Source organism: Ruegeria sp. G10 (genome assembly GCF_056533645.1).
The window spans coordinates 297173-320917 of the sequence record NZ_JBQFOQ010000003.1 but is presented as its reverse complement, the minus strand read 5'-3'; the positions used below and the strand labels follow the sequence as shown (position 1 = coordinate 320917).

Sequence of the window (23745 nt, the reverse complement as noted above, 5' to 3'; positions counted from 1 at the left end):
ACCGTTAGTCGAAATCCAGCACATTGTCATAGCAATGGCCCCGCGCCGAACTTGCGGTCATATTGGCCCCTACTGTTCTGACGGTAACCGAATAGCTTGAGACGTTCTCGGCCCCCTCGGGCGGCGTCAGCGAAAACTGGACTGTGCGAATCCCGCGTTCGTAGGGTTTCGACACGTAGATGCGCTGGGTGGCAGGTGTTTTCAGCGTCCGGATCGCATAGTCGCCGATCCCGCACCAATACGCGACCGGGGCCGAAGTGGCGATCGCAGACACTTCGTATGTGCCATCCTGCAGCGGCTTTACATCCGTTTGAAATCCGCCCCGTATGCCGACACCAAAGCCGCTGGCCTGAACGATGGCCGGCAGGATCATGGCGCTTATCACACATCCGATTTTCACAAAACGCATTGGCGGTACCCTTTCTCAATAACACGACCCCAGCCATCAAAGCCCGAGCCCGAACAACCTTTCATTGAAATATAGGCGAGCTTGCCACAAGTTCCATTTCGAAACCATCAACAGCATGTGACGCGACAAACGTGTTGTCGCGCATCAGGCTTGCGATGTTTACAGGCCATGACAGCAGTCCAGTGGCACGCCGCACACCTCGCAGCCATTCGACTTTTTGCCCTTAAAAACAAGCTGATCCCGGCGCAGTTTGCGACAGGGCCATGTGCGCAGGCAGGTATTGCAAGCCCAACAGGCTGCAGGCCCCGGACAGGCTCGGAATGCCTATCTAGGGTCGGACCCCTACCGCAGCCTTCGCCGGAACAACTTTCCGCGTGAGGTTGTGAGCACCGCGCCCAAGATCGTCGAAAGGCCAAACCGCAAAGCCGCAAGATCTACCCTAGCGCAGTGTGACGCGGCCCCCGACATCCTGCGGGGCCAGTGCGACGGTCTTGATGACCGCGTGGCACGGGCTGCCAACCTGCAACCCCAGCGCCGCGACCGAGCGCCGGGTGACTCGCGCCAGCACAACACCAGCAGGTGTTCTTACAGACACAATGGCCCCAGGGCCTTCGCCCGCACGAATGGCTTCGACCTGTCCCGACAGCACATTCAACGCCGACAGACCTTCGGGCGGCTTGTTCGACAGGATTACTTCCTGCGCCGGGATGCGGATGCGCAGGTCTTCTCCGATTTTGTGCGTGATACGCGGCAGGAACAGGCGCGCGCCGCCTGCATCCAGTTCTGAGAGGCCATCATCATGATGTGCTGCGACGCGAACCTGCAGCACGGCACCCACTGCGCGCACCCCAGCCGGGGCCACGGACGGATCAGCCAGCACTTCGGATGCCGGGCCATGCCGCAGGACGCGTCCATCCTGCAGCGCCACGACCGATGTCGCGAGCCGGGCAACCTCGGCCGCCGAATGGGTCACATATAGGATCGGCACCGAAACCTCATCCCGCAAGCGCTCGAAATAGGGTAGAATCTCGGCCTTGCGCGCCTCGTCCAGCGCGGCCAGAGGTTCATCCGCAAGGATCAGGCGCGGGCTGGCCAGCAGGGCGCGGCCAATGGCGACACGTTGTTTTTCGCCACCCGATAGGATGGCAGGGCGGCGATCCAGCAGATGCCCGATGCCCAGCATTTCGATCACCCGGTCCGGGTTTTCACGGCGCGCACCACGTGGGGCAAACCAGCGCCCATAGCTCAGGTTCTGGCGCACGGTCAGATGTGGGAACAGGCGACCCTCTTGAAAGATGTATCCCAGACGGCGGCGATGCGGCGGCAGCCAGACACCACGGGACGTATCGAACAGCACCCAATCCTCGACCGAAACGCGCCCGGCTTCGGGGCGCAACAGCCCCGCGACCGCGTTCACAACAGTTGTCTTACCCGAACCCGAGCGCCCAAACAGAACCGTCACGCCGGAAGGTGCATCAAAATCCAGATCCAGCGAAAGCCCGGACAGGCGGTGTTGCAGGTGAACAGACAGGCTCATGACCCGGCCACCCGTTTGGCCACGCGGCGGCCCACATATTCCGACAGCAGCAACGCCCCCATTGCGATGATGATCGAGATGATGACCAACCGCGTTGCGGCTGCTTCTCCGCCCGGCACTTGCAGGAACGCATATACGGCAGACGGCAGCGTCTGGGTCTGACCCGGGATGTTCGATACAAAGGTGATCGTGGCACCGAACTCTCCCATCGCTTTGGCAAAGGCGAGAATCGCACCGGCGATGACCCCCGGCAAGATCATCGGCAGAGTAACCGTTCCAAAGACCATCAGACGTGACGCGCCCAGTGTGGCCCCGGCCTGTTCCAGCTTTGGATCGACGGCCTCGATCGACAGTCGGATCGCACGGACCATCAACGGGAAGGCCATGATCCCGGCGGCCAGCGCGGCGCCCGTCCAGCGGAAGGCAAAGACAATGCCCAACTCGGCCAATGGCGCCCCCAAAGGGCCCTGAATGCCGAAGGTCAAGAGCAGCAGATACCCGGTCACGACCGGCGGCAGGATCAGCGGCAGATGCACCAATCCATTCAGAACCTGACGCCCCGGAAACCGCCAGCGGGCCAGAGCGTAAGCTACAAAAATACCGAAGGGCAGCGTAAGCAGGGTGGCCCAGAACGAAACGCGCAACGACAGGCGCAAGGCCTCCATCTCTGCCGGACCCAGCCAATTCATCCGATCATTCCCCAGGCAGGGAAAAACCCTGCCTTGCAAACTCTGCCCGTGCATCCTCGGTGGTGAGATAGGCGAGGAAAGCCTTCGCACTCGGACCGGCAGACACCGTCAGGGCCGCGGGGTAGACAATGGCGGGATGGACCTCGGACGGGATTGCCCCGACAACGCCAACCCGCACTTCGGCAACGGCATCCGAGCGATAGACGATCCCCAAAGGCGCCGCCCCCGCAGCCACAAGCGCCAGCGCCGCGCGCACGTTGTCCGTCTGGGCGACCCGGTCCTGCACCTCATCCCACAGCCCCAAGCCCTGCAGCGCGGCCTTGCCATAAACTCCTGCGGGCACGGCATCGACCAGCGCCATGGCCAGATACCCTTCACCCAGACGGCCGTTCAGATCGAAATCCGCCCCGATGCGCGCAGGTTCAACATCGGGCGGGCCGATCAAAGCCAGCTCATTTCCCAGCAAATCCAGGCGAGAGCCCGCATCCACAAGCCCATCGCGTTGCAACTCGTCCATCCAGTCTTGATTGGCCGAGATGAAAATACCCGCCGGCGCGCCCGCCTGTATCTGCCGCGCCAGTACCGAGGATGCGGCGTAAGACACAACGACGCTTTGCCCCGTTTCGTGCTCGTAACTGTCGGAAATCGCATCCAGCGCAGTCTTGAGGCTGGCCGCAGCAAACACCAGCACCCCTTCAGCCCGAACCGGGGCTGCAAACAGCGCGCAAAAGGCCAGAGCTGCGATCAGACAGCGCATCTTGTGCCTCCGGATCAGAGGGTTGCAATCTCTCTGGGCATATCGGAGGCGGTACGGGGCAGGCAAGGCCCTTTGCCGCGGGCTTCAGAGATACAGGCCATCTCCGACACGATATTCTGTCGCAATTGGGATTGATCCCATGCCCCAATCAGGCTGTTGTGAGCCTGTAACGACAGGATCTGCCCACAATGCTTCACCAGACCCCCGGCCTTATCGATGAAATCCGCGCCCGTTTCGCCCATGTCGACGCGTGCCCGTTTCAGGGCCCCCGCATCTTCTTTGAAAATGCGGGGGGCGCGCTGACGCTGAATTCTGTGGTCGAGACCTCGGCGAAATTCGCAGCTATTCCGGACAATCAAGGGCGGGATAACGTGGCCAGCCACGCCTTGGTCGACATAATCAATCGGGCCAAGAGCGATCTGTCGGTGTTCATGAACGCGAATGCCGGCCAGTTCTTTGTTGGCGAAAGCGGCACCGAGCTGTTGTTCCGCATGATCCGCACGGCCTGCGTGAATGCCCCGAAGGGTAACAAGGTCATCGGCAGCTCGATCGAACACCCGGCCAGCCGCAGCGCCGCGCGCCGCTGGGCAGAAATCGCCGAGTTGGATTACGTGAACGTGCCTCATGATGACGCCACCGGGCTTGTTACCGCCGAGGCCTATGCAGCGCAGATCACTCCGGATGCTGCCGTCGCAACGATTCTGCATGCCTCACCCGTAACCGGCATGGGCATGGATGTGGCCGCCATCGCAAAAGCTATTCGTGCGGTCGCGCCGGGTTGTTTCATTATCGTCGACGGCATTCAACACGCGGCTCACGGGCAAATCGACATAGACAGCTATGATGTGGATGGCTACGCGATCTCGCCCTACAAGGTTTTCTCGCGCCACGGCTATGGAATCGCCTGGATCTCCGAACGTCTGGCTGCCCTGCCCCACGACCAGTTGATCGATGCCCCCGCCACCGGATGGGAGTTTGGCACCCGCGACACCGGCTCTTACGCCACAATGTCAGACGTCGTTTCCTATTTCGATTGGTTGGGAAGCCGGGTTTCCGAGGCGACAGACCGCAGCGCCCGCCTGCGCGCCGCCGGGCGTGCGATCCACGCCTATGAGACCCACCTGACCGACGCGATGATCAACGGCACGGGCAACCTGCCCGGATTACGCGATATGGACCACGTGACCATTCTGGCCGGGGCCGACAATCCCGCGCGCGAAGGGTTGGTTTCGATCACGGTGCAGGGGCTGCCGTCGGCAGATGTCGTAACCCGCCTGAATGATCAGGGCATCCGCACACATACCCGCAAGGCGGACCACTACAGCGGCAACGTGCTTGATCCGCTGGGCCTGAGCGATTGCATCCGCATTTCGCTATGCCACTACAATACCGAACACGAGGTGGCACAGCTTCTGGCAGCTCTCAAGGATATGGCGGCGTGAGCGGTCAGCGCTGTTTGAGATATCGAAAGAAATTCTGCCAGACCCTCTTGCACCCGCGCGCGGGCTTGGCTACATCAGCGCTCACGGGTGATTAGCTCAGTTGGTAGAGCGCTTCGTTTACACCGAAGATGTCGGGAGTTCGAGTCTCTCATCACCCACCATCTCTTACCAGCACAAGATTGCCATCTACGCTCCGCGCAGAAGAGCCGAAGGTCAGTCAGATCGAATTGCGTTGCCGCGCTCGACAACTGCGATTTGAGCAAACATATCTGCACGCTCTTGCGCCGTTAGCTCGGCTGGCATGTACATACGCACCTGGCCGCGTCCGCAGGGCGTGTCAAAGACAAGTTCGGCCGTGCGGCCCGCTGCCGTCATGTTGATCTTGCCAATCTTGCTGATCCGGCCTTCTTCTCCGCATCCTCCTGCGGCGAACATTGCTCGACCATCGGACATCTTACGCCTCCGTCTCCACCTGTTGATCATGTGGTCACAGTTCGGTTCGGGTCCAAATTAGGTTTTGTTAATGCAATCGACAAAAGGGATGGGTTCACACGGCCGACATCAGTGCTGTTGCCGCACCGACGAAGCCTGCAACCGCCGCGGCGCTTGCCAGGATGATGCAGAAAACTTCCAACACGCTGAGCTTCATGCTTGCCTCCACCAGTTTGGTTCGCATGACCTACGACAAAGCAGTGATGGCAAAAAGGGCGGCCTAATTGACCTAGCGGAAAGCCGCCGCGCGCACGGCACGTATTTGCCCAGTTCCGCTTGTTCGAAGCCCGAAGGGCGCCCCGGAACATGCCAAGAGGCTTGACCTGTGGCGTTCCAGTACCACCTGCGACAGCAACCCACCATGATCGATGCATCCGATCAGGCCGTGCGGGGCCACACGCGTTCGACGAACCTGCCGAGTGTTTTGAAACTGGCGATCCCTGAAGGACTCGAACCCTCAACCTGCTGATTAGAAGTCAGCTGCTCTATCCAGTTGAGCTAAGGGACCGCTGCGCCCTTCTTGCGGTTTTTACGCGCGGGGTTCAAGGGCCAAGCGCATGAAGGCGCTGTTGGGATCGGGCGCGTAGCCATAGATCGGCCCACAATAGGAATAACCCAGAGATTCATACAGCCGGCGCGCGGCCTCATACTCGGGTAAATGGCTGGCGCCGGTTTCCAGAACAAGCGCAGAGACCCCCTCGGATGCAGCGGTATCTGCAAGGTGGGACATCATGCGCCGCGCAAGCCCACGCCCACGGGCCATCGACAAGACATGAACCGATTTCACTTCTGCGGTGCCGTCGGGCAACGACTTGAGCGCACCACATCCCAAGGCCTTCCCTGCCTCGTAGATCGCCCATACCCGAATGCCGGGTCCACGCAGGGCATCGATATCCATCGTATGATTAGAGGTCTGCGGTGTTGCATCCCAACTGTGGGCCAGATGGGCCTGAATGATCTGCCTCAGATCGTCTGCACCCGGATCAGCCTCGTGAATTTCGAACATCCGGCATGACCCGGTTAATGAGTCCAGGGACCGCGCCGACCGGTAGCGAAATTCTCACCATAGCCGCCCGCCCGTACATTCGGCTTGCGCTTGTGCGGCTCGCTGACCTGAACGTCGATGCCATTGTCTTTGGCATAGTCCAGCGCCTCTTCCTTGGTATCGAATTTCAGGCGCACCTGAGTCTGTGTATCACTGGACGAGGTCCAGCCCATCAGCGGATCAACCTCGCGCGACGAGGCAGGGGCATATTCCAGAACCCACTTCCGGGTCTTGGCCATCCCCGAGGTCATCGCGTTTCGCGAAGGCTGGTAAATCCGTGCGCGCATGTCGCCTCTCCGTACTCACTTGGCTGGCCCCGTTTATGCGCCACAGCGCGACCGGGGACAAGATGACAAATGTCGCGGTGTGCTGGTGTCAGAACCTGTCATCAATCCACGCTAGGCCGGGCGGCAATCAAACATGGGGACAACACGTGCCGCAAAAGTGCAGAAGAATACACAGATGCAGCCCGCCTGACCCCCGACCCCCCTTGCAGATGGACAAAATAAGAACAAATGTAAGGGCCTGATCCCCGGAGCCCGCCTATGCCCTACGCCCATTCCGACAAGACCCAGCTGACCGCCGACGATGTCCGCGCCCGCCTGAAACTGGAAGGCGGCAAGCAATTCGTGATGCATACCGAGTTCAACGCGGCGGGTGACCAGCCGACGGCGATCAAGGAACTGGCAGGCGGCGTTCTGGACGGTGAGCGTGATCAGGTTCTGTTGGGCGCGACCGGCACCGGCAAGACCTTCACCATGGCCAAGGTGATCGAGGAAACCCAGCGCCCCGCCATCATCCTTGCGCCCAACAAGACGCTGGCGGCGCAATTGTATGGTGAGTTCAAGGGCTTCTTCCCCGAGAACTCGGTGGAATATTTCGTCTCCTACTACGACTATTATCAGCCCGAAGCCTATGTGCCGCGCAGCGACACCTACATAGAAAAAGAATCCCAGATCAACGAACAGATCGACCGGATGCGCCACTCGGCCACCCGCGCGCTGCTGGAACGCGACGACGTGATCATCGTCGCTTCGGTCTCGTGCATCTACGGCATCGGCTCGGTCGAGACTTACGGCGCGATGACGCAAGACCTGAAGGTCGGCCACGAATACGACCAACGGCAGGTGATGGCCGATCTGGTCGCCCAGCAATACCGCCGCAATGATCAGGCGTTTCAACGCGGCTCGTTCCGGGTGCGGGGCGACTCGCTGGAGATCTGGCCCGCCCACCTTGAGGACCGCGCCTGGAAGCTGTCCTTCTTCGGCGAGGAACTGGAACAGATCACCGAGTTTGACCCGCTGACCGGCGAACGCGCCGCGACGATGGAGCATGTACGCGTCTACGCGAATTCGCACTACGTGACGCCGAAACCGACGATGCAACAGGCGATCATCGGCATCAAAAAGGAACTCCGCATCCGGCTGGATCAACTGGTCGGCGAGGGCAAACTGCTGGAAGCCCAACGTCTGGAACAGCGCACAAATTTCGATCTGGAGATGCTCGAGGCCACCGGCGTCTGCAACGGGATCGAGAACTACTCGCGCTACCTGACCGGCCGCGCGCCGGGCGAACCGCCCCCGACCCTGTTCGAGTTCATCCCCGACAACGCCATCGTCTTCGCCGATGAATCCCACGTCTCTGTCCCGCAGATCGGCGGCATGTACCGGGGCGACTATCGGCGCAAATTCACGCTGGCCGAACACGGCTTCCGCCTGCCATCCTGCATGGACAACCGCCCGCTGAAGTTCGAGGAATGGGACGCCATGCGCCCGCAATCCGTCTTCGTCTCGGCCACGCCTGCAAAGTGGGAGATCGAACAAACCGGCGGCGTCTTCACCGAACAGGTGATCCGCCCCACCGGCCTCTTGGACCCCGAGGTCGAAATCCGCCCCGTGTCGATGCAGGTAGACGATCTGCTGGACGAGGTGCGCAAAGTCGCCGCCAACGGGTTCCGCACGCTGGTCACGACGCTGACCAAACGCATGGCCGAAGACCTGACCGAATACCTGCACGAACAGGGCATCAAGGTGCGCTACATGCACTCGGACATCGACACGCTGGAACGCATCGAAATCCTGCGCGACCTGCGGCTGGGGGCGTTCGACGTGCTGGTGGGCATCAACCTGCTGCGCGAAGGGCTCGACATCCCCGAATGCGGGCTGGTCGCCATTCTGGACGCCGACAAAGAGGGCTTCCTGCGCTCGGAAACATCCCTGATCCAGACCATCGGCCGCGCCGCGCGCAACGCGGATGGCCGGGTGATCATGTATGCCGACAAGATCACCGGGTCCATGGAGCGCGCCTTGGGCGAAACCAACCGCCGCCGCGCCAAACAGCTTGCCTATAACGAGGAACACGGCATCACGCCCGAGACGGTGAAGAAGAATGTCGAGGACGTTCTGGCCGGTCTCTACGAAGGCGACGTCGACATGAACCGCGTCACCGCCACCATCGACAAACCGATGCACGGCGCGAATCTCGAGGCCCATCTGGACGGCCTGCGCGAGAAGATGCGCAAAGCCGCCGAGAACCTTGAATTCGAAGAGGCCGCCAACATCCGGGATGAGATCAAGCGTCTGGAAGCGGTCGACCTCGCCGTCGCCGACGACCCCATGGCGCGACAGTGGGCGGTCGAGAAAGCGTCTGAGGATGCGGTGAAGTCACGCGGGCGCTCAACGGCAGGCAGGCCCGGGCAGCGGGGTGGGAATGTGAAGAGGCGGAAGCGGTGATGAGAAGAAGTTCATTGTATGTTCACAAATTTCGTGCATTGAATAACTTCAATGGTTATCTTAACTAAAAATCATGCATGACGCTCGTTACATAGCAAACAAGTTCATTGAACTCGCTCGTCAAAACGGTAACGTTTTGACACCTATGCAATTATTGAAACTTGTTTACATTGCGCACGGCTGGATGCTTGGGTTGTATGGCGTTCCTCTAATTCGCGATAGAGTAGAAGCATGGAAATTTGGACCTGTTATTCCAAAACTCTACCACGCAATTAAACACTGCAAAGATGGACCTGTTTTTCAAGAAATGAACGTACCGCAGGAGGACTTGGTTCCGGCGGAAGACGCCCTTTTGCAAGAAGTTTATGATATTTACGGAGACATTTCCGGAGTGGGTCTCTCAAATCTTACGCATCAGGCTGGCACTCCATGGGACCGGGTATATGTAGAAGGTATTAGTAATATACCGATTTCAAATGACGTTGTGCAAGAGCACTACCACGCGTTGTCAGAAGCGTAGGTAAGCTTAATTGAAGCCACCGGAAAAGAACGATCTTGAGCAAGCTTTCAGTGAGGTTCGTGCTAGACTGGCGGCCATAAAAGATCTCCGTAGCGTTCCGAATGAACGCCCAACAGAAGCCGTCGATAACAAAGCAGACCAAGAAGCTGCGGCTTTAGCTAGCGGTCAATATGGCTCCATCGAGAAAATGCGCCAAAGGGCTGAAGCCCAAACTATCATTGAAACCAACAGAGACTTAAAAGCCAACCGACGCCTGAGATGGCGATATGCCACATGGGTATTTAAATACCTAGTTTACTATTCAATCGTGGTGGCGGGATTGATTATCTTGAATGCCATAGGAGAGTTCCATTTTCCCTACTGGTTTACCAAGGTAACCGAACCTGAGAACCCATCATCAATTGAGATTCTGTGGGTTAGCTTTATGTTCTCAATCCCGGAAAGCACGTTGACGACATTGGTAGGAAGTACAGCCGTTTCCGCCATTGGGCTGGTTTTGGCCGTTACACACGGCCTTTTTGGAAAGAAGTAAGCGTAGATGGGTTTCCAACCCATCACTCCGAGCCGACCTAATTTGCGAGATGGGGTATAACCCCATCCTACACGCCGCCCCAAAAAACGGGCGGGGAAATCCCCGCCCTGCCGTTCACCCCTTATCCCAATGGGCAATCACATCATAGCCAACCGGCGTTGGCGGGCCTTCCATGAACTCGGCGAAATGGCCCCACAGCTCGGCCACTTTGGGTGCGTTCGCGTCCGAGGTCGCCTCGCTCTCGACCACCGAGACAACATAGCCCGAGCCGTCCTCATTCATCACGTTGGTAAAGCAGTGCATGCCGGGCATGCCCATGATTTCAGATTTCAGTTCATTCATTTTCGCCGTCGCCGCCTCGCGCGTGCCGGGCTTCATTTTGAATTGAGTAATGCGTGCAAACATGACTTTCCTCCCTCGTCTGGCGAAATTGCCATGGGCTGAAATCTAACACGGCGACTCGAAATCTCGTATTGATACTTTAAGAATCGCGCTGTTTTCAACCTCACGCCCTATCCAAACGTACCCAGTGACACTTCTAGGTTGCAGCCCAGCGCCCATGCGGCCCAAAACACCATTCGCCGGGTGCACGGTGCTGACCCAGGATCTGGAGCAATTCCAAGGACAATCCGTTGTCGCCATCAACAACGTCGTCGCGCGCAAGAGCAGCCTTTGATGTCGATACAGTTCTCCGCCCTTGCCCGAGGTCCATCTGCCGCTAGGTCTCTGATCATGCGCATCGTCCTGCTCTCTCTGATCCTCGCCACCCCGGCCACTGCGTGGGAGGCAACGGTTGGATCGATCTGCACCCTGTCGCACGACACCGAACAAGCAGAGATATTTCTGACCTACGATCCGGCCCAGCCGCTCTATACGCTGACGGTCACGCGCAAGACTGACAGCTGGACACAGACCCCTTGGTTCGCCATGCGCTTCGACGGGCCGATCCCGATCGAAATCGGCACGCCGCACCATGTGCTATCCGAAAACGCCGCATCATTGACCGTCGCGGATTCCGGCTTTGGCAACGTGCTGGACGGTCTGGAATACAATCAGACCGCCTATGCCTTTACGCAGGACCGCGTGACCAGGTTTCCATTGGACGGCGCAGCCCCCCAAGTGCGTATCTTTCGCGAGTGTGCCGGGGCCCCGCTGTCCTGAACGCCTCAGAAATCGAACAAATCGTCCAGAAACCCGCCGCGTTTCTTCTTTTTGCGATAGCCGTGGTCAGACCGGTCATCATAGCTCTGCGGCGGAGGTGGGGGCGTATGAGCGGCCGAGCGGTCGATGATCTTGTCCAACTCACCCCGGTCCAGCCAGACACCGCGACATTGCGGGCAATAGTCGATCTCGACCCCGCTACGCTCGGTGATCACCAGTTGAGTTCCATCTATCGGACATTGCATCAGACGCTCTCCCATTTTTTGTCGCCTGTCTTAGATGGGAGCGCGCAGGACCGGTTTCACCCCTGTGCGACCAGAAGCCCCGGCGCCGCATGCCTTTGGCACCCCACCGCGTCGGGGTGTCAGGGCTTTAAGAACTTCGCCGTACCAACAGTGCGTTGTTCAGGTGGTCTGGCCGACTGCTGCACCGAGGGAAGGCCCTGCGGGGCAAGCCACGCGCAGGCCACGCCGTCGCCGTCGGGATCGTTGCGTTTGTGATAGCCCGGTTCGCCTTCGTAAAACGGGCCAGCCCCCAGCTTTCGTACGGCATCACAACCGGCCAGCGCCACCAGATGCACAACCGCGTCTGGTCGGTCATAGTCGGACACGCGAAGATATACACCAATGGCAATCACCCCTGTCGTCAGGGGCAACATCAACACCATCATCAGAATTCGAACCGGAGACAGCGCCTTTCGACGCAGCGCGGCAGCCTTACGCTGCCGTCTGCTCAGACGCGGGTTCTGTTCTTCGTCCTGTGCAGGATTCGCGCGGGTCATACGATGGGCATACGACGGCTATGTGGCAAAGCGATGGCCGCGACGCAGAAAAAGCCCTGATCAGCGCACCACATGCACCGCGCATTTCGCGTGCCGTACCACATGAGTGGCCGTCGAGCCGAGCAACAAATCCTGCATGCCCGGACGGTGCGACGCCATGATGATCAGATCGGGCTTGTTAACTTCAGCCCAATCCAGAATTGTGCGACCGGAATGGCCCTCGATCACCAGACCGCGCGCGTTGGGAACCTTGGCCGCCATCGCATCCAGCTCTGTCTGGATGGCCTTGCGGGCCTGCGACAGGTACTCGGCCGGCATATAGGAAATCGCATAGTCCGGAATATGCTCGACCACGTGCAACAAGGTCACCTGCCCATCAGGCGTGGTCAGCATCTGCGCCAGCTTAAGCGGGGCCGAGGTATCCCGCTCGGCATCAAAGGAAATCGGTACAAGGATGTTGTGATACATGACACGCCTCCGTCTTTCTTCGGATATCCTTGCCCGAAACCTCGGGCGTCGCCTTGATCCAGGTCAGGTCTCGTCAAAAGTCTCGGCGACGTCATACATGACCGGCTCGAAACTCTTGCACAGCTCGTTCACGCGCCGATTGCGCTCGCGCATTTCGGGGGTGCGTAGCATCGACAGGAAATCCTCGCGCCGCTCCCATTGCGAGTAATTGGCGATCCGCGTCTGCGCGTCATTCACATGCAGCCCCGCCGCGATGAAACCGGGCTGCTTCGAGATAAACTGGGCATAAGCGTCCGTCAGCGCCTCAAGAAGATCCTGACAGGTGCCGGGCGTCATCTCGAATGTCGTGATCACGGTCTGATAGCTGTTGTTTTTGGAAATCTGCGGCATGAGAATCCTCCTTCTTGGCTGACCCCAGCCTAGCACAGCTTTTGACAACGCCACCCTTTTCCTGAACCAAAACACGGATTTGCCAAGTTCTTTCCGGGTTATGAACAGGAAGCTAACGATCCGTTAACCATGTCGGACGATGTTGCACGCATGGCACGTCTGGTTTTTATCTTCTTGCTTGCTCTTGTCCCGTGTCGTCCCGGATACGCGGGCGCATGGCTACGCGACCAAGGTTCGGTGTTTGCAGCAGCCTCAGTAACTGCCTTTCGAGAAGAGGAGGAAGAATACAAATACAAAACCGGATTCTACGCGGAATGGGGGGCCAAACCGAACCTGACCATCGGTCTTGATGTTGAAGAACATCAGGACCTGTTCGGTCATGCGCTTGTCTTCGCGCGGCTCCCGGTGGCTGACTTTGGTGCAGCGGGACGACTGGCAGCAGAGCTCGGCGCCGGTGCCCATCATCAGCAATATCGGGCCCAGGCAATGTACAAGGCCGCACTGTCGTATGGCAAAGGCATCCAGACGCGCTTGGGCAACGGGTGGATTGCTGTTGACGGCGCGTTGGAATACCGAACGCATGACGCGCTCATCCGAAAACTGGATTTCACAGCGGGCCTTTCATACGGACGGCGGATCGACCCGCTGCTGCAGGTCGAAACCGCCTACGTGCCGGGACGCCCCGTGTATTGGAGCATCCGTCCTTCACTGATCTACCGAGCCAAAAGCGCTAGAACCAGATGGGTCTTCGGGCCCGAACGCAATTCGGCCCGAAGCCATACAGGGTTTAAGTTTGCGCTCTGGTTCGACTATTGACCAAAGCCGCGTTCAGGCGTCAATCCGCATGATCGCCGAAACAGCGCCACGCAATCCTTCGGGCCAGCGCAGCCGGATGTCACGCTGGCCTGATCCCTGTTCCAGCTCAACATACGGGGCCGCATAGCGGACCGAGTTAAAGACAGACCGCAATGCGCCGATCGCCACAACTGAATCACAGCCGCGCGCGCGTCCGCCAAACGGCAAGCGTCCTTGTGAGCTGACTGTCCAGGCTGACGAGGTCGAGCTTTGCGAATGGCGTACGCGCAGCGGGCTGGCGCTGTGCGTATCAATCCCATGGAACGTGTTGTTCTCAAAGCTGACATTGCGGTGGCTGTCGGCGTCGAGGTCGGCAAAGCTGGTGTCCACGCGGTCGACCCGTTCGGTATCGGCACCGCTGATACGGAACTTGTTGCCAGTCACGGTAAGCCCATTCAGATAATGCCCGGACCCATATGGGCGGATAACAAAATAGCTGAACCATGGCGCAACATTGCTTGCGTAGAAGATGTTATCGGTGACGCTGAGGGCGCTGAACGAATAGCCAGAGCTATAATCCGGTTCCGAGTCCCGCTCATTTGTCCATTCGATAAAGCAGTTATCCACATAATTCTCGGCGATAGATGAACTGTTCGATCCTCCGATCAGCACCAGCCCTGCGTTACGCACTCCGTTGGGTACACCATCCCCCTGAAAGAAGTGGTTGCCCAGCACCAGATTGTTGTCGCCTCCCAGCACTGCGAAATGATGAAACCGCGTCGCCCGGTTGTGGCGCAGTTTGACGTCGTTGGCATTGGAATTCAGCGCGATCGAGCTGCGGTCGGCCACATCCAGACCTTCTTCGGTGGACAAGAACTGACACCCGTCAATCAGCATCCCCTGACACCCTTGTCCGATCGAGGTGATACCACGATCCTTCGGACGGCTGACGAAACAGTCTTTCAGCACAAAGGTGTTACCGCCAGGCGACAGACGAATGGCACTGCAGCGGCCGTTGCACTGGAACTCGATTCCTTCCATGTTGAACTTCTGCAGCGCGCTGAAGCCGCTGAAATCCAGCAGGTATTTGAAAGCGGTAAAGGTAAAGTTCTGCGTCCCCGCCGCATCATAGATCGGCGCGTTCAGCGTGATCTCACCGGCATTGTCATCCTTTGAGCGTACATAGATCTCGCGCCCCACGCCGCTGCCGGTCACCAGCGATCCGACGGGGATATTGGCGATATTGGCCACATTGGTCAGCTTGCGGGAATCCGACGGATCATAGGTCGCGACCGAGGTAAAGGTCTCGGTATCCCACGCGGCGCTGCTTTTGACATCGAACTGCCCGTTACGCACCACCCGGCGGGTGGCATAGCCGGTGCGGTTGGGTACCGCCGCCGCCATGTCGATCGGCTCGCTCACCGACACCTTGCGCCCGCCCAGATCCAACGATTCATGGTCCGAATTGTTCAGCAGCGCCTGAAACGCCTTCTTGAGGGCCAGCGTTTCATCCCCGAAGGCCGAGATATAGGCGGGCAGGTCGAAATTCTTAGTCAGCAGCAGCATCTTGTCATCGGGCATCGTCACGGTGCCGTCAAATTCGATCTCGGACCCCAGAGAGGTGTTCTGATCCAACTGAAACACCCCCTGCGGCACATAAACCTTGTGCCCGTTTGCCGCCTGATCCGCTGCCTCGAACGCCGCGGAATCGTCGGTCGAGCCATCGCCCACAGCACCGAAATCCCGCACATCGACCACGCCGATCATGTCGCGCAGGAATACGCTGGTGATATCCTCGATCTCAAGGTCATCGACCCGCACAACGGCCCCGTTGCTGCCATCGATGTTCAGGCCAAAGTAACCATACAGCGCCGCCCGGCCCCAGGGCATGTCCACGCCGGGCCGCTGCCCGGTGCCGACGATGGCGGTGATCTCATGCACCCGGCCATAGCCCGTCAACTGCGTCGCCGGGCCCTGCTCCACCAGACCCGTCACATGCGTATCACCCGCGCCGCCAGCCCAACCGGCAATGCGCACCTCGGGCAAGGGGCCGCTAATCGCCTTCACCCGTGCCTTGATCTGCAGGTAGCAGCCCGGCAACAGCTGTGTCTGACCCATATAGCGCAGCTGCTGCGTGGCCTGCGTCTTGTAGATCTCCAAACAGCCCGCAAAATCCGCATCCGCCGGAACAAACGCGCCCGATCCCGACCCCTCATAGGTCGGCGATCCCGGCGTGCCGTCGCCGCTGGACCACACCCCCAAACCATCCGCAAACGCGGGTGGCATGAACACGATACCGTCGGTGATTGCCTTGTTCATATGAAACCCCTTTCCAATCGCGCCATGCGCGCCAAAACCCGTGGCCCGGACGGTTTCCGGGCGCGAAGGTCTTGCTATCGAAAAGGGATTAACCGCCGCTCATATCACCGTGACGGTGGTGTTGCCTTACGCGGCGGGATCGGACTTGCCCAGAAGCTGCACACCATTGATCTTCCAGCCGCCTTCAAGGGGCACCATCTGATAGTCGAGGATATGCACACGGCCCTCACCATCCACGACCTTCACCTTCTGCCACAGGTCCCCGTTGACCTCACGCAGGTCCAGAAACTGCACATCCGCAGGTCGCCAGACCATCGGATAGCCGCGCTGCACCATGAGCCCGAAATTCTCGGGCGTGCCGAACAGGCGCTGGATATTGGGGCTGGCAAAGGTAAAGGCTGTGGCGAAGTCATCCGCCTTGAACGCCTGTATCTGCGCGGAAATATTCGCCTCGATCTCGGCGCTTTGGGCAAACGCCCCCGAGGCCATCCCGGCACCTAAAGCAACAGCAAGCAGTAAACGACGCATGGGACCACCTCCTGATGAAAGGGTAGCCCCACGCGGGATCAGGTCAAATCAGACCAGCTCTCCGGCCAGCGCCTTGTCGATCAGAGCGATGGTTTCAGACACGCCATAAAGCGCGATGAACCCGCCGAACCGAGGACCCTGGCTGGCGCCCAACAGCACTTCGTAGAGCGCCGTGAACCAGCCCTTCATCGGATCAAACCGCTCACGCCCGATGGAATAGACCACCGATTGCAGCGCCTCATCCTCGGCGGGGCCGTCATAGGCTTCCAGCGCAGCTTTCAGCGCTTCCAGCGCCTCACGCTCTTGCTCCGTCGGCGCGCGATGCTGGCGCGTCGGTTTGACGAAATCGTTGAAGTAGCGCACCGCAAAACCCGCGGCCTGATCCAGATCAGGATGCGTCTCGGCCGTCGCTTCGGGCGCATAACGGCGAATAAAGCCCCACAGCGCTTCCTTGTCTTCGGCCCCCGAAACAGACGCCAGATTCAGCAGCATCGCAAAGGGCACCATCAACGTGGATGCGGGCACATCCCCACCGTGGATATGCCACACCGGATTGTTCAACTGCGCCTTCAGATCCTGCCCCGGATAGGCGCGCAACTGCTGATGATACTCATCATACGCTTTCGGGATCACATCGAAATGCATCCGCTTCGCTGTCTTGGGCTTTTGATACATGAAATACGCCAGCGACTCGGTCGGCGCATAGGTCAGCCATTCGTCGATCGAGACCCCATTGCCGGACGATTTCGAAATCTTCTGCCCATTCTCATCCAAGAACAGCTCATAGCTGAAATGCTCGGGCGCGCGGCCACCCAAAGCCCGGCAGATCGCGTCATAGATCTTCTCGTTGGTGGCATGTTCCTTGCCATACATCTCGAAATCCACACCCAGCGCCGCCCAGCGCGCGCCAAAATCCGGCTTCCACTGCAGCTTGACGTGGCCCCCGGTGACGGGAACGGTCCACTCCTTGCCCGTCTCATCATCGAAGGTCACGGTATAGGTCTTGGCACAGACCTTCTTCATCGGCACGTACATCACCCGCCCGCTTTCGGGATGCAGCGGCAGGAAGATCGAATAGGTCTGCTGGCGTTCCTCGCGCAGGCTTTTCAGCATGATCGCCATGATCTCGTCATAGCGGTCGACCGCGCGCTTGAGCACTTCGTCAAACTGCCCGGATTCGTAGAATTCCTTGGCCGAGTAGAACTCATACTCGAACCCAAAGGTATCGAGGAACCGCCGCAGCATGGCGTTGTTATACGCGCCAAAGCTGTCATATTCGCCGAACGGATCGGGGACCGAGGTCAGCGGGCGCTGCAAATGCTGCTCCAAAACCTCCGGGTTCGGCACGTTCGTCGGCACCTTACGCATCCCGTCCAGATCGTCCGAAAAGCAGATCAGCTTGGTCGGAATATCCGACAGCGCCTCGAACGCGCGCTTGACCATTGTGGTCCGCGCGACCTCACCAAAGGTGCCGATATGCGGCAGCCCCGAGGGCCCATAGCCCGTCTCGAACAGCACATATCCCTTGTCCGGCGCGCCCTTCTGGTACCGTTTGAGCAACCGCCGCGCCTCTTCAAACGGCCACGCTTTGGACGTCATCGCGGTTTCACGCAGGTCGGACATTGATTTGCTCCATCGGGATAGCTGCCGATCGCACCATGCGACCGGACCGGCCCCTGTTATTGTGCAGGTGGAGTATGAGTCAATAAAACAGGCGGCTTTTTCTGCGCGCGCCCGAAAAGCTACGCAGCTACCGAACAGAGAGTAGTTTCGCGAACGCCTGCAACGCGCTAACCTTCATACCCATACACAGCTCAGCCCGAGACACCCAATGATTTGTTTGAAACTACAACTTCGTCAGATTATTTCGGCGTTCTGCGTCGGATTGAGCGCAACCATCGCAGCGGCGCAATCAAATGAAGATGTTCAGACTTGGCCCTTGGGGGCGCTTCATCTGGAAACGCCCATTCCCGATCTCAGCACGCTCAATCACCGGCCTGCTGGCATTCGTGGTAAAATTCAGGCCCGCGGCGCTGAGCTTTTCTTTGAAGACGGAACGCCCGCGCGCTTTTGGGGCGCGAATCTGCAGGCCTATGCACTGTTCCATACAGAACCGCGTTTCATGCGTGCGCACGCCCGGCGGCTGGCGGGCCTCGGTTACAACCTCGTGCGCATTCACCACCACGACTCACATTGGGTGCAGCCCAACATCTTTGGCGAAGAGGCCGCCACAACACTTAAACTGGAGCCTCGCTCGCTAAGAAAACTTGACCAGTGGATTGCCGCGCTGAAAGCCGAAGGTATCTACATCTGGCTCGACCTTCATGTCGGCCGCCGACTGACGGCTAACGATGGCGCAGTAGATTTTGACGAGATTGCAAAGGGTGAAACCTTGGCCAGTCTCAAGGGCTTCAACTACGTATCGCCCAGCATCGAAAAGCTGATGCTTGACTATCAGGATATGTATCTGCGCCATGTCAACAAAATCACCGGACTGTCTTACGCAGAAGATCCCGCAGTGATCGCTGTCATGATCACCAACGAAAATGATCTGACCCATCATTTTGGAAACGCTTTGCTGCCGGACAAAGACGTGCCCATCCACAACTCGATTTACATGGCAGCCGCCGACAGCTTTGCGTCCGAGCATGGTCTGAATCCGAATGCGACATGGCGCTCTTGGGAACATGGTCCTTCGAAACTGTTCCTCAATGACCTTGAGCGTCGGTTCAATGACAGGATGATCGAAGGTATTAATGCGACCGGCTTTGAAGGGCTTATAACAACCACAAGCCTGTGGGGCGGGATGTCCATCGCCGGGCTCCCCTCCTTGACGCGCGGCTCGATGATCGACGCCCACAGCTATGCGTCTGAAGGCGACATCCTACGGGATCCAAAAACCCAGTCTGGTTTTCTGGACTGGATCGCAATCGCTCAAATCGCCGACATGCCATTGAGTATCTCCGAGTGGAATATCGGAGAGTTCCCCGACGAACAAAGATTTGCTGCGCCACTTCGCATGGCCGCGCGCGCTGCGCATCAGGGATGGGATGCGCCCATCGTCTATGGCTATTCGCAACAGCCCTTGAACGGGCCACTGCGCCCCAGCAATTGGAGCATGGCGGAAGATCCCGCAATGATCTCAATGATGCCCGCAGCGGCCCTTCTCTTTCGTCAAAGCCATGTGCGGCTTGCAGAAAGGACCTACATCCTGTGTCCGGATCGCGAAACCTATTTTGGCACCAACATAACACCAGATACATCGATCGGCATACGGACAATAGCGGGGCAAAGTCGGTTGGTGACATGCAAGCCCGCCACACCCGCGCTACCTTGGCTGCAAGCGACCCGGCTAGATGAGATGGCATACGAGCCGTTGGATATCGGGCAATCCTACCTTGAAGAAAATGCCCGAGTCATCCGGGCAGATACCGAAGAGTTTTACCGATCTTTCGAGGACGGCCTGTTCGTCATCGATACCAAGAAAACACAGGCCGTAGCAGGCAGGTTGTCAGGCAATGCGATTACCACCTCAGACGTTATGTTCGAAATTCGGAACCCTATGGGCGCAGTTGCGGTGCAGAGCCTAGATGAGGCACCTATCACAGGATCACGGCGCATTCTGGTATCTGTGTCGGGTCGCGCCGTTCCAGAAGACACATCTTTTCGAGTGGAACCGCTGGACGGTCAAATTCAAATAGCGGCGCGCCCCGAACTCACGCTGGGTTTCCTGGATGGAACGACCAAACCCGATCCAGGTGCGCATCGCTACCTGAACGGGGTACACGTGATCGATCTCGAAAAACTCGGGACCATAAACTGGTTCTATCTTGAGTGAGCCGCACCCGAACACTCAGAAACACGCAATAGCCGCATTTGGCTTCGCTCGTGCTCAACAAGGTGTTGAACCTCCTTTCACCGCCTCCTATCGTGCCCGCGAACCAATATCACTCAGGACGACCCCATGACCGAGCAAAGCCCACATCCCATGTCCCCGCAGGATTGCCTTGTGGCGATCATGGTTGCGGTGTCCGCCTCGGATGAAACCATTCGCACTGCCGAACTGGTCAAGATCGAAGCCGCCGTCAACATGCTGCCGGTCTTTGCGGGCTATGACATCGACCGCACCCGAGTCGTCTCGCAGATCGTGTTCGATCTGTTCGAGCAGGAAGACGGGCTGGATGCGCTGTTCGGTCTGGTCCGCGAAAACCTGCCCGAGCGCCTGAATGAAACCGCCTATGCCCTGGCCTGCGACGTGGCCGCCGCCGATGGATCCCTGGCTGAGACCGAGCTACGCCTGCTGGAAGAAATCCGCTATGAGCTCAGCGTCGACCGCCTGCATGCCGCCGCGATCGAACGGGGTGCACGGGCACGACACGCAACCTAACTGCCGTAAAGCGATCCCCAGCGCTCGATCAGGTTGCGCTGCAGCTTGCGCGATCGCCGGTTCCAGGCCCGCGCGCCATCCGGGCGTTCGCGTTGGGCGCGCGGGATCGTCTCGCGATGCGCGATATCGGCGGTAAAGATCGCAAACGCCAGCTCGTTGCCTTGGGTCGTCGTGATATAGCCGCCCAGGCCCGAGACAAAATTCAGCGTCCCCGTTTTGGCATCCACCTTAATGGGATGATCCTTGACAGGGCGTCCATTACTGTCCGCAAGAGTGAAAGATCGCAGCAACGGTCTGAGTTGCTCGGATTGCCCTGCCGCAACCAGCGTTTTGACCAGATCGCCGGGCACCATGCGCGAGGCGCCGCTCAGCCCAGAGTGATCGACCATCGCGATCCCATCTGCGCCGAAGGCCGCGGCTGACCAGCGGTTCATCTCGGCGGCAGAACCCGCAAGGGTTTGCGGCCTCGCGCCACGCGCGCTTGTCGCCGCCAGGCCCACCATTTCGGCTGTCAGATTGGTCGAATATCTCAGCATCCCTTTCAGAATGCTGTCCAGCGGGTCGCTTTGATGCACGACCAGCGGCACACCTTGCGGACGCTCCCGCGTCACCTGTACCCGCTTCAATACGACCCCGTTGACCCGCGCCAAAGTCTGGAACACATCACCCGCATACAGCGCGGGCTTGCGCACGGGCAACCACCGCGCACCGCCACTGCCCAATGCGCCCTTGGCCACGGTCCAACGGTCCTGCCGCGCGCTTGGCTCATATGTATAAATCGGAAGGCTGCGACTCTCAACGCGCATGGCCGCCATTTCCACCGACGGAGCATAATGTGCGCTGCGCGCGTCCATGGTCACCCCATAGCCGCTGCCCTCACGCTTCCATTCAAAATGCACACGATTGAAATTTAACGAGATACCGCTGATCGCCGGGCTATAGCCAAGATGATCCGGCTGCCCCGGATCGATGCTGAACACATACGGCAACGCACCTTCATAAACCTTAAACGCGCCCCGCACCTCGGTGATGCCGGCCTCACGCAGATTGGCCGCCATTGTTGCCAGCGCATCCGTATCAAGCAAAGGATCACCGCCCCCGGCAAGGATCAGATCCCCTTGCAGAATGCCGTTTTCAACCGGCCCATCCGCAATCAACGCTGTCTCGAACCGATACTCGGCCCCCAGCACATCCAGAGCATAAAGTGCCGTCAGCGCCTTGGCGACGCTCGCGGGGGGCAGGCTTGCCCCTTCGCCGAACTCCTCAAGCGGGGTTCCGGTCTCAACATCGGACACGGCAAACACAACGTCACCCCGTAACCCTGCCGATCTGACCAAACGTTCTACAGCGCTGGATTGCGGCCCACGCAGCTGAGGGCGTAGGGATACTAACGGGGCATCGGCCAGTGCTGCAGCGGGCACCAGAGACGCCCCTAAACCACTCAGAAAGAAACGACGCGAAATACGATCGACCATGGGTCTATTAGAATCCCAGAGCTTAAATGCAGACAATCACCAGATTAAGATTATGCGCCAAGAGGAGTCATTCTCGCAACACCCCTGCCCCCCAGATGCCGCGATTGCGAAGATCAGTTGAACTGACGTCAACCATCGGCACGTTCACGAAACACCAGGCCGGGGCCTGTGCCCGCCCCAGAAGATGCCGCGCCTGCCCGTCGATCCGGTATTTGGCGTAAAGCCGTGCCGCCGGTGACATCCGCGCCGAGATCCGATCCCCTGGCCGCGCCACAACGCCGACGGGTATGCTGTCCATAATCAGCCGCCAGTCTTTCCAGCGATGGAACTGCACCAGATTGTCGGCCCCCATGATCCACACAAATTTCACTTGCGGATAGAGCCCGCGCAACGCGGCCAGCGTGTCTGCCGTTGCCCGGGTTCCGGTCAGCCTCTCGATATCTGTCACGTTGACCCTGGGGTGGTGCATCACCGCCCGCGCAGCCTGCAAACGTTGTGGCAAAGGCGCGGGCCCTCGGGTCTTCAGGGGATTGCCCGGAGACACCAGCCACCACACCCGATCCAGCCCGAACGCTTTCATCGCCTCGCGCGTGACATGCACATGGCCCTGATGCGGCGGATCAAAGGACCCGCCGAATAGCCCGATCACCTGCCCGGGCCGTACGTATGGAATGGCATATCGCTCCATCCCTTGCTGATGTTCAGAACTGTGGGGCGTTGTCAATCAACAGGTTGCACCGCATCACCCAGCCTGATCTGACCGGGCCGGATCACCTCGGCGCACCAACCCCCATGTCCGCGCACGGCGGAATAGCCGCCTTGGCCTAAGGCTTCCTCCATCCTGCTGCACGGCGCGCAGATCACGGCAAAGCGCAAAACGGCCTCGCCCACCTGCACTTCTCGCGCCTTGAGCGCCGCCAGATTGATCCCTGAAACCACCAGATTGCGCCGTAAGGTTTCAGGGGCCACCGCGCTCCGGCCAAGATATGCGCCAATGGCCTCCAGATGCTCGTGCTGGATCAGAGTCACCGCCCGCTTACCAGCCCGGCTACGGTCGCCATTGAGACCATCCGCTGAGATCATGGCCTCATCTAGCGCAACCATCTCCGCGCGTCGGTCTGGTCGAAGACCAATCCAATCAACTCGCCCCGCTTGCGCCCATCCGGCAATCAGTTTCGCCAGTTCTGCCAAGATGCCTCCGCCCGATGCCCAAGCCATCCTATCGCAAAAAACACCCCTCCAAATTCACAAAACCACCAGCTTGCCCCGCCCGCCCGGCTTAGATA

The 23745-nt window shown here is 59.2% G+C and carries 26 protein-coding genes and 2 tRNA genes; 9 read left to right on the top strand and 19 right to left on the bottom strand.

The window, feature by feature from the left end; all coding sequences use genetic code 11:
* Positions 1–4: 4 nt before the first annotated feature.
* The 4 genes from ACR0KM_RS08495 to modA form a co-directional block, all read right to left on the bottom strand.
* Entirely contained in the window at positions 5–409 is a 405-nt protein-coding gene (locus ACR0KM_RS08495) for a hypothetical protein (protein WP_480825907.1), read from the bottom strand.
* 439 nt (positions 410–848) lie between these two features.
* A complete protein-coding gene (modC, locus tag ACR0KM_RS08490) occupies positions 849–1946 on the bottom strand; it encodes a molybdenum ABC transporter ATP-binding protein (RefSeq protein WP_480861453.1) in 1098 nt (365 codons plus the stop codon).
* Positions 1943–2635 (bottom strand): molybdate ABC transporter permease subunit, encoded by a 693-nt coding sequence (gene modB, locus ACR0KM_RS08485; protein WP_480861454.1) that lies wholly within the window; start codon positions 2633–2635, stop codon positions 1943–1945. The genes modC and modB overlap by 4 nt, the downstream gene beginning before the upstream one ends.
* A gap of 4 nt (positions 2636–2639) precedes the next feature.
* A complete protein-coding gene (gene modA, locus ACR0KM_RS08480; RefSeq protein WP_480861455.1) occupies positions 2640–3392 on the bottom strand; it encodes a molybdate ABC transporter substrate-binding protein in 753 nt (250 codons plus the stop codon).
* Positions 3393–3580: 188 nt separating this feature from the next.
* On the opposite strand from modA, the gene ACR0KM_RS08475 reads away from it, so the two are divergent.
* Positions 3581–4834 carry an aminotransferase class V-fold PLP-dependent enzyme gene (locus ACR0KM_RS08475; protein WP_480861456.1) on the top strand — a complete coding sequence of 418 codons (1254 nt, stop codon included), beginning with the start codon at positions 3581–3583 and terminating at the stop codon, positions 4832–4834.
* Positions 4835–4919: 85 nt separating this feature from the next.
* Positions 4920–4995, top strand: a tRNA-Val gene (locus tag ACR0KM_RS08470).
* A gap of 52 nt (positions 4996–5047) precedes the next feature.
* Here ACR0KM_RS08470 and ACR0KM_RS08465 read toward each other — a convergent pair.
* From ACR0KM_RS08465 to ACR0KM_RS08450, 4 genes are all read right to left on the bottom strand, one after another.
* The gene (locus tag ACR0KM_RS08465) at positions 5048–5287 is read right to left on the bottom strand and encodes a hypothetical protein (protein ID WP_480825897.1); all 240 of its coding nucleotides are present in this window, start codon (positions 5285–5287) and stop codon (positions 5048–5050) included.
* 470 nt (positions 5288–5757) lie between these two features.
* Positions 5758–5834: transfer RNA gene (locus ACR0KM_RS08460), tRNA-Arg, on the bottom strand.
* A 21-nt stretch (positions 5835–5855) separates the two neighbouring features.
* The gene (locus ACR0KM_RS08455; protein WP_480825895.1) at positions 5856–6332 is read right to left on the bottom strand and encodes a GNAT family N-acetyltransferase; all 477 of its coding nucleotides are present in this window, start codon (positions 6330–6332) and stop codon (positions 5856–5858) included.
* Positions 6333–6346: 14 nt separating this feature from the next.
* Positions 6347–6658 carry an ETC complex I subunit gene (locus ACR0KM_RS08450; protein ID WP_480825893.1) on the bottom strand — a complete coding sequence of 104 codons (312 nt, stop codon included), beginning with the start codon at positions 6656–6658 and terminating at the stop codon, positions 6347–6349.
* A gap of 258 nt (positions 6659–6916) precedes the next feature.
* On the opposite strand from ACR0KM_RS08450, the gene uvrB reads away from it, so the two are divergent.
* The 3 genes from uvrB to ACR0KM_RS08435 all read left to right on the top strand — a co-directional run bounded on the left by uvrB (position 6917) and on the right by ACR0KM_RS08435 (position 10155).
* Entirely contained in the window at positions 6917–9103 is a 2187-nt protein-coding gene (gene uvrB, locus ACR0KM_RS08445; RefSeq protein ID WP_480861457.1) for an excinuclease ABC subunit UvrB, read from the top strand.
* 73 nt (positions 9104–9176) lie between these two features.
* The gene (locus tag ACR0KM_RS08440; protein ID WP_480861458.1) at positions 9177–9623 is read left to right on the top strand and encodes a Panacea domain-containing protein; all 447 of its coding nucleotides are present in this window, start codon (positions 9177–9179) and stop codon (positions 9621–9623) included.
* A gap of 10 nt (positions 9624–9633) precedes the next feature.
* Positions 9634–10155, top strand: coding sequence for a hypothetical protein (locus tag ACR0KM_RS08435; protein ID WP_480861459.1), 522 nt, complete (start codon positions 9634–9636; stop codon positions 10153–10155).
* Between the two features lie 114 nt (positions 10156–10269).
* Here the strand turns inward: ACR0KM_RS08435 and ACR0KM_RS08430 are convergent, their stop codons facing one another.
* Positions 10270–10560, bottom strand: a complete 291-nt coding sequence (locus ACR0KM_RS08430; RefSeq protein WP_480861460.1) for an antibiotic biosynthesis monooxygenase family protein — start codon at positions 10558–10560, stop codon at positions 10270–10272.
* Between the two features lie 327 nt (positions 10561–10887).
* On the opposite strand from ACR0KM_RS08430, the gene ACR0KM_RS08425 reads away from it, so the two are divergent.
* The gene (locus ACR0KM_RS08425; RefSeq protein ID WP_480861461.1) at positions 10888–11316 is read left to right on the top strand and encodes a hypothetical protein; all 429 of its coding nucleotides are present in this window, start codon (positions 10888–10890) and stop codon (positions 11314–11316) included.
* Positions 11317–11321: 5 nt separating this feature from the next.
* Here ACR0KM_RS08425 and ACR0KM_RS08420 read toward each other — a convergent pair whose 3' ends face one another.
* The 4 genes from ACR0KM_RS08420 to ACR0KM_RS08405 all read right to left on the bottom strand — a co-directional run bounded on the left by ACR0KM_RS08420 (position 11322) and on the right by ACR0KM_RS08405 (position 12955).
* Positions 11322–11561 carry a TFIIB-type zinc ribbon-containing protein gene (locus tag ACR0KM_RS08420; RefSeq protein ID WP_480825928.1) on the bottom strand — a complete coding sequence of 80 codons (240 nt, stop codon included), beginning with the start codon at positions 11559–11561 and terminating at the stop codon, positions 11322–11324.
* 119 nt (positions 11562–11680) lie between these two features.
* Positions 11681–12097 (bottom strand): excalibur calcium-binding domain-containing protein, encoded by a 417-nt coding sequence (locus ACR0KM_RS08415; protein WP_480861462.1) that lies wholly within the window; start codon positions 12095–12097, stop codon positions 11681–11683.
* A gap of 60 nt (positions 12098–12157) precedes the next feature.
* Complete coding sequence (locus ACR0KM_RS08410) at positions 12158–12565, bottom strand: universal stress protein (protein ID WP_480861463.1); 408 nt, start codon at positions 12563–12565, stop codon at positions 12158–12160.
* Positions 12566–12628: 63 nt separating this feature from the next.
* Entirely contained in the window at positions 12629–12955 is a 327-nt protein-coding gene (locus ACR0KM_RS08405; protein WP_480825879.1) for an antibiotic biosynthesis monooxygenase family protein, read from the bottom strand.
* 150 nt (positions 12956–13105) lie between these two features.
* Here ACR0KM_RS08405 and ACR0KM_RS08400 point away from each other — a divergent pair, with 150 nt between their 5' ends.
* On the top strand, positions 13106–13771 hold the full coding sequence (locus ACR0KM_RS08400) for a hypothetical protein (protein WP_480861464.1): 666 nt from the start codon (positions 13106–13108) through the stop codon (positions 13769–13771).
* Positions 13772–13783: 12 nt separating this feature from the next.
* On the opposite strand, the gene ACR0KM_RS08395 is transcribed toward ACR0KM_RS08400, so the two are convergent.
* The 3 genes from ACR0KM_RS08395 to ACR0KM_RS08385 form a co-directional block, all read right to left on the bottom strand.
* Complete coding sequence (locus ACR0KM_RS08395; protein WP_480861465.1) at positions 13784–16069, bottom strand: glycosyl hydrolase family 28-related protein; 2286 nt, start codon at positions 16067–16069, stop codon at positions 13784–13786.
* 126 nt (positions 16070–16195) lie between these two features.
* On the bottom strand, positions 16196–16597 hold the full coding sequence (locus ACR0KM_RS08390; protein WP_480861466.1) for a DUF4864 domain-containing protein: 402 nt from the start codon (positions 16595–16597) through the stop codon (positions 16196–16198).
* A gap of 48 nt (positions 16598–16645) precedes the next feature.
* A complete protein-coding gene (locus ACR0KM_RS08385) occupies positions 16646–18220 on the bottom strand; it encodes a lysine--tRNA ligase (protein ID WP_480861467.1) in 1575 nt (524 codons plus the stop codon).
* 262 nt (positions 18221–18482) lie between these two features.
* Here ACR0KM_RS08385 and ACR0KM_RS08380 point away from each other — a divergent pair, with 262 nt between their 5' ends.
* Both ACR0KM_RS08380 and ACR0KM_RS08375 read left to right on the top strand, forming a co-directional pair.
* Positions 18483–20435: a cellulase family glycosylhydrolase gene (locus ACR0KM_RS08380; RefSeq protein ID WP_480861468.1), complete on the top strand. Its 1953-nt coding sequence runs from the start codon at positions 18483–18485 to the stop codon at positions 20433–20435.
* Positions 20436–20561: 126 nt separating this feature from the next.
* Entirely contained in the window at positions 20562–20984 is a 423-nt protein-coding gene (locus ACR0KM_RS08375; protein WP_480825867.1) for a tellurite resistance TerB family protein, read from the top strand.
* On the opposite strand, the gene dacB is transcribed toward ACR0KM_RS08375, so the two are convergent.
* The 3 genes from dacB to ACR0KM_RS08360 all read right to left on the bottom strand — a co-directional run bounded on the left by dacB (position 20981) and on the right by ACR0KM_RS08360 (position 23563).
* On the bottom strand, positions 20981–22459 hold the full coding sequence (gene dacB, locus ACR0KM_RS08370) for a D-alanyl-D-alanine carboxypeptidase/D-alanyl-D-alanine endopeptidase (protein ID WP_480861469.1): 1479 nt from the start codon (positions 22457–22459) through the stop codon (positions 20981–20983). The two genes, ACR0KM_RS08375 and dacB, sit on opposite strands and share 4 nt — an antisense overlap.
* A gap of 67 nt (positions 22460–22526) precedes the next feature.
* On the bottom strand, positions 22527–23147 hold the full coding sequence (locus tag ACR0KM_RS08365) for a nicotinate-nucleotide adenylyltransferase (RefSeq protein WP_480861470.1): 621 nt from the start codon (positions 23145–23147) through the stop codon (positions 22527–22529).
* Positions 23148–23179: 32 nt separating this feature from the next.
* Positions 23180–23563, bottom strand: a complete 384-nt coding sequence (locus tag ACR0KM_RS08360) for an MOSC domain-containing protein (RefSeq protein WP_480861471.1) — start codon at positions 23561–23563, stop codon at positions 23180–23182.
* Positions 23564–23745: the final 182 nt, after the last annotated feature.